Source organism: Arthrobacter sp. P4_F10, assembly GCF_056401435.1.
The window spans coordinates 1-6463 of record NZ_JBFUJJ010000070.1 but is presented as its reverse complement, the minus strand read 5'-3'; the positions used below and the strand labels follow the sequence as shown (position 1 = coordinate 6463).

Below are 6463 nucleotides of genomic sequence, written 5' to 3'. Positions count from 1 at the left end.
TCGCCGAACAGCAGAAGTCCCATGGGGAGATCGAGCCCGGGCATGTCGGCGATAAGCCTGTCCCGGAGCCCGGGGAATTGCAGGATCGCCAGCAGCTCTGCCAGCTGAGCCGCCGTCGGATCATTCCCGCTCTCAATCAGGAAGGCCCATAGCGCGCGAGCCTGTGCCGTCTGCACTGTGGCATTTCGCGAGGAGACTAACTTCTTGTTGGCCTCCACGTCGATTTCAAATGCAGGCGTCGCCATCCGGTGGGGAAGTGCCGGTGACAGACTCCTTTGTACCTGGCTGCCACGGAAGATCAGTTCCGAGTTGATGCAGCTCGACTGGACAGCCTCGAGTGGGACCTCTGGGCCGTAGGACGTCGTCTGTGGCTGGTACTCGGCGAATGATGAAGGCCCTACGATCCAGCCAGCACGGATTGGCATGCCGGACTCTGCCAGCCTTTGTGCGACTTCGTGGATGATTGGACGGAAGAATTGCCGTCGTTGTGCTGTCCAGGGTGCGTCCGCGAAGATGGCGAATACTGATGCTGTCGCGTCGGTGTCGCTTCCGAGGTGGCCGGCGACGCTCCGGGCGTAGAACTCTGCATGTTCCGAGCTGGAGGGCAGGTCCACCCGCAGTGTGGCACCCATGCGGTTGGTTTGCAGCGAGATGCAGACCAAGCTCTCGTGTGGCCAATAGCCCAGGCTGTGCCCGATCAAGCTGATCAARTCAGCCGCGGTGGTGATGTGAAGCGTTTCCATGGTGATCTCCTCCTGTTTTGCGTTGCCGGCGTGTTTGGCCGTCTGCTCTTGTGGTGCCTTCTGGTAGAGGAGATCACCGCTGGGTATAAGGGCCCGGAGGGCAACCTGGGGGACCGGGCAGGAGGAGAGAATTCTTGCGAGGAAATAAGCGACGGAGGAGCGCCGAGGAAGAATTCTTGGGGGAATGCCCGGCGCGGAGCGCCCGGGTTGCGTGCAGGGACCGCCCAGCGATGATTGGGGACCAGAAGGCGCCGCTGATGATTGGGATGACTCCGCAAGTTCTGATGGAAGCTCGGGGAGACCTTCGGACGGGTCCCCGCAGAGTCATTGGCCGTTCCGTTCGCGCTTGAGGAAAGCGCCTTGTGGTCAGTGGCTGTGTGTGCGAGATGTCCGGCTCACTGCCGTCACTCTTGTTGACACAGGGCAGGAAGTCTGCGAACGATATGAAGTTGTAGTAGTCGCAGTACCGGAGTTTCGGATTCATAGCCGACTCGGTGCCCAGTGCCATCGGGCGCGTTTCACGATTCCCCTGGTGCGGGGTGGCCGCCGAGACGTGGCCCGGACGGGGTCTTCCCGGGCCCAGCCCGTTGTCGCACGGGTGCGCTCCTGGCACCGAATCAGCGAATGCCGCCGGCACGGTAGCTTTTCCTAGACCGGAGGGCACATTGAGCCGATGGGCTCGTTGTCTATCGTGCTTTCCGCTCACCCTTCACCGCCTGCTAGCTACCGGGTCGCTTGATCGTTTCCACGCTCCTCCATGCTGTCTATCCAGATTGGGGACATGATTGCCCGGGGCACAGGGGATTCAGGAAAGCAGCGCGGTCTGTGATGTGATGGAAGACTTCCTTCCTACGAACGCTCGATGCAGCGCCCCTCGTCCGCACGACGTGGGCCGCCCGGTTCCAGAAGGACCCCCGCCGGTCAACAGCAGGGGTCACGTCTATTTCCATTTTCGTTGGCAACTGTCGCGCAGTTCGATGGTGACGAAAGACGTGTCTGCACAAGCATTCGAGCGTCTCGGCAGTTGCCGTCGACAGCAGAACCTTACGATCGCTTGGGATAGCGGGGCTTATTGGCTGGATTGTTTCCCTCCGTCACGTCCACGAGAAGGGGCTCACTCCAATTCTTTGAGGCCAGACATGGGGGCGGGATGCGGATCATTACCACCCAGGACCCGCGGGCCTACCAGATGTTGGCGCGCGGCACCGTCCCGCTTTTGCCGAACGAAGTGCTCGGCCCGGCACCGATTACCCCAAATGGCCGTGGGCTAGCAACGACCGCGATCGTTGTTGGCTAGACCATAGCACTTGGGTATTGGCACTCTCACCGACTCCTACTCGATGAGTGCAGCTAAATTGGAAGATCACAAAAACGACCCATGCGCACCCGGTCTGTGCGGAACTACACCTTCTCACTGCACTGCGGAATCACATGCTGCTGGAGTGGACCAGATGTTCGACCGCAACAAGCCCCGGATGTCTAACAGTGACTGGCGCGGCACGCTGCGCGCTGATGCTGTAACGCGACGATAACGGGCCCATGATGATGTAGTGATATCGAGATTGCATCTGTTCAAGCCGATGGACCCGATGGCCGATGGATTTTATGGACGTCCATCGATCTCGTGCTCGGCGGCGATCCCCGCACCGCTGGACACGCTCGTCAAGCGCGCGCACGACCGCCGTGTGCCCGACGCTCTACCGAACACCGGATACTAGTTGAGGAGGTTGTCCTATGGACGGCTCGAAGACACGCTTTGCAGCGCATGCACTAGAAAATGGTCTAGAGAGCGCAATTCATAGATTCGCGGGCGCCTTCAACGACGAAGAGATTGCGGAGCTACGGGAGCTCGACGCACCCTTGCGAAGCAGACTCAAGGAACTACATGAATATTGGCAAGAGTTTGACGACGCGATGGACGACTAACCGGCGACGTAGGCATTTCTGCGGGACGTCCAGGCTGGACGGTCAGCAGGCCGATCGGCCTGCGGGCACTCAAACGCCACTCCTGCAGGCGATCAAGCCTGCTTCGGCGGCACCCMCGTTGATCACACCGGCAGAAGCGCACGCGGTCTGGCTGCAACTATCATCTCGGACATGGTGATGGGTCACTCAGGGAACCGGAAAAGCAGAGGGCCGGTGTCTACGGAACCGCCCGGCAGATGGTCTCCTGTCTGACCGACCGTGACGTGAGCCAATGGGTCACTGCGCTACGGGACACGACGGTGGACACCGACCCGCGTCCGCAGTTCGTCCCCGAAGAGTTCGTGCGCGGCAAAGGCACACTCTACAGCCTCTCCCGCGAAGGCGTCGGCACCGCCGGCCCCCTCGTCACCGCCCTGACCGCGCCGTCGTCGAGGCGGCTGAGCGGTACCACCTCCCAGCCGGGTGGCCGGCTCGCGACACCCCCTGCTGTTGCGGGAACATGAACGAGAAAGCGGCTTGTGAGCAGGAGCTGGGCCATGGATGAGACTCCACCGCAGTCGGCGGACTTCACGTTGCCGTGTTACGTCGGCAGCAGCTTTGAATCAACAAACTTGGCACTACTGAATGACGTCCCCACCGATACCGGAGAGCCGCTGAGGAACTTCGTGTCGAGGCACCCACAGATGTTGAACTCCTATGTGCTTCAGGGTGCCCTGGCGGCTATCCCTGCCGACCATCGGCATCAAGCTAACCCGAGGTATGTGTCCCTTGCTCTCTTGGATGCAGTGGCTCGGCGCCTCCGCCGGTCTCCCGAGGATTACCCATTGGGACTGGGCCCCATCGAGCAGATTTGGGAGGAGGTCAGACTGCGCCACATCAGCGCGCAGCACGCTGAGGAGATGATGGCCGACCCATCGTCGATGTGGCAGCTGTCCCTGGCGTACGTACGGGCCCTTAGCAGGTACGCGTTTTTGGAGATCCAGAAGGGCGAGCGCTGGCGCGACGGCTGGATTCTCCAAGAGATGTTGCTGACCGCCGTTACGCCGTTGTGCCACCCACCATCTGACACGGGAGAGCTTCGCCCAAATCTAGGTTTCGCCTTTTCGGACATGTACGAGGAAACGGTCAGCGACTGGATTCTGGCAGCCCTGCCGGTGCTCATTTCAGCCCCCGACGGACGCCTCTACCGGCGCGCTCAACACCTCGGGGATGTACTGCTTACGCGCCTGCGCAACGAGGATGATCCCGAACGCGTCGGCAGGGTCCTTTACCGGTTAGCCGGGCTCAGCCTCGATCCCTACAAAGGTCTGCCACTGACACAGCCCCAACAGCGGGAGCAACTACGAAGACGACTAGAGTTCGCACTCGATCCAGCCGAAAGAGACCAGCTCAACTGGGCAGAAGCTGACATGCCCGAAATGCAGCAAGCCCTCAAAACAGCAGCCCAACAATACGCCGAAGCGGCTTCACTTCGACTCAACGCCGAGAAAGGCCTATCACTGAAAGGACTATTCGAGGCCCTCTACCTGCAACGCAAACTCGGCGAACCAGTGACAGACACCGATCTAGACGAAACCGCAACACAAGCCCTCGCCCACCTAGATCCGGCTGACGACAAGCGCCACATCCTCTCCATCCATGCCCTCCTCCAACAGACGCCCCAGCGAAGCAAAACCACTAGCGCGCACAAGCCAAGTAAAACTTGGAGAAACATACACCCAGCACACCGGGCCTACGAAGAATCGCTACTCGAAGCGGTAGCCAGCGCCCCCGCAAAACCAATACCGAGCCTGCGCGCGCTCACCGACTTGCACACGCAAGCCCGGACACTCGGTGCTGAACGGCTCCAGAATCTGTGGAACCAGGAGCTCTCCATTCTGCAATCCGTTTACCGAGAATCCGTTTACCGGGCTCCCGGAGCGTTCTTCCGGGGCGATGCTGACAAGTATCAAAGCGTTCTCGAACTGGCCGCGCAGGTCCGCGAAGCCAAAGCTCAGCAGGCCGCCGACAGGGAAGACGTTGCCATTGCTCTTCTTGAGGAGACGCCTGTCAAACCGGATGGCGTCTGGAAGCCCCTCCGAGAGATGCGAAACTGGTATCTGTTGACACTTGGCATAGGAGCAGCTGTAAACAAGGTCGACACTCAGCCCAGCGAAAGTGTTGACTGGTACAGCTACAGCCTCCAGCGCGCCCTCATACTGGACCTGGAGTCAGTGGTGGGTGACCTTGTTCGCCGAATGGGCTGGATCGCCCGAGACAATCCCATTTCGGATGTGGCCGCCCGTGTTTGTAGAAATCTTTTTCCTCTCACCAAGGCACTGCTCAGCTACGGCGAGCCGGTGCAGTATGAGTTCTACCGCACATGCCAGTTTGCACTGGCCGCCGGCACCCGTGACGGCATCACCCCGTTGAGCGCYGCGGTTCTTCGACAGATGACAAAGGGGTGGGCATTCGCCGCGACTCTGGAGGCCAACGAGGGCTACGCGGTGACGGCTGATCCGGAGGGTCAGAGGCAGCTGCGGCTCATCCAAGAGCTGGAGAACAGCCAGCCGGTAGCCCAATCCGCATCCGCCACCGAAGCTTCGGTCGGCTTCGATGACGATGCCCTGCTGACGACATACATCAGTGACCGGGAGGTGCGTTCCGGCGCGACAGCCCAAGAGAAGTTGTCAAACATGCAGCGGGTCTTCGACAAGTACGTCTTCGACGAGTTTACGCGCAGCGCAGGGACGGAATCTCGGGTCCTGTCTCCCGAGGAGATCCACGAGCAATTGGGACCAGGCACGGTGCTCGCTGACATCGTCCTCGGGACCAATCCTGAAGGACGGCTTACCGTCTACACAATGGTGTACACTAGCGATGAAGAATTCTTAATCGGTAGCGTCAGCAACCTTCCCGGTCTCATAGAGTGGCACGGCGATGGTCGAGAGTTGTTGCGGCACCCACTAGCGGCCACGGTCAGTAAGACTCGTCAGCTGACCACCGACTATCCGGGCCCCGTCCGCAACGTCACTCCGGAGGCGGACTACGCGCTGCATGAGATCACTAAACAGATCTTTGGCGCCCCGGACGGAATCGAAGAACTGGTGCGAATCGGCGACACAGGACGAACCCGGCTCATTGTTGTACCGCACGGTCCCCTGCACTACTTGCCATTCCACCTCCTGCCAACCTCCCAAGGGATACTGGCCGACCACTTCACGGTCACGGTTCTACCAAATCTGGCCATGCTGCGCCCCCGACCCCGACGCCAACAAGCCTCCACCGCCGTCCAGTCTTTCGGAATGTCCTTCGCCTCCCAACCCTTCGGACTGCCGGCGATGGAGGCATCCATCCCAGAAGCCGAAGCTATCGCCAGTCGGTTCGGAGAGATTGCCTGCACTGATGAAGCAGCCACCGAAGAACGTTTCCGCAACGCTATACAGGAGAGCACCTTCACGCACCTGTCCACGCATGGTCGAAACAACGCAGCGGGAGGAGCCTTCCATCACGTCTACCTGTGGCCCAGCGAGCATTCCGACGGGCGCCTCCACGCCTACGAGCTTCTCGACCTTCAACTCGACCAACTACGACTCCTGTCCTTGTCGGCGTGCGAAACCGCCCTGGGACGGTTCGACCTTCTGGACAACCTGCGCGGACTCCCCGCTGCCTTCTTCCTACGCGGCACACAAACGCTGATCGGCACTCTCTGGCCGGCCGAGGTCGAAGCGTCCCGTCTGTTCTTCACCACCCTCTACGAACACCTGCAAGTAGACCCTCACGGCTTGATTCCCGCATTCGCTGCAGCCCAAAAC

General features: G+C 60.5%; 3 protein-coding genes. 2 read left to right on the top strand and 1 reads right to left on the bottom strand.

The features are described 5' to 3' along the window. Positions 1–743 (bottom strand): DUF4192 family protein (locus tag AC1DR1_RS22670; protein ID WP_476993402.1); only part of this gene is annotated, 743 nt, incomplete at its 3' end. Positions 744–2932: 2189 nt separating this feature from the next. Here AC1DR1_RS22670 and AC1DR1_RS22665 point away from each other — a divergent pair. Together AC1DR1_RS22665 and AC1DR1_RS22660 are read left to right on the top strand one after the other, a co-directional pair. Beyond that, a complete protein-coding gene (locus AC1DR1_RS22665) occupies positions 2933–3172 on the top strand; it encodes a hypothetical protein (RefSeq protein WP_476993401.1) in 240 nt (79 codons plus the stop codon). A gap of 321 nt (positions 3173–3493) precedes the next feature. Beyond that, positions 3494–6463: CHAT domain-containing protein (locus AC1DR1_RS22660; protein WP_476993400.1), on the top strand; the 2970-nt coding region annotated here is incomplete at its 3' end.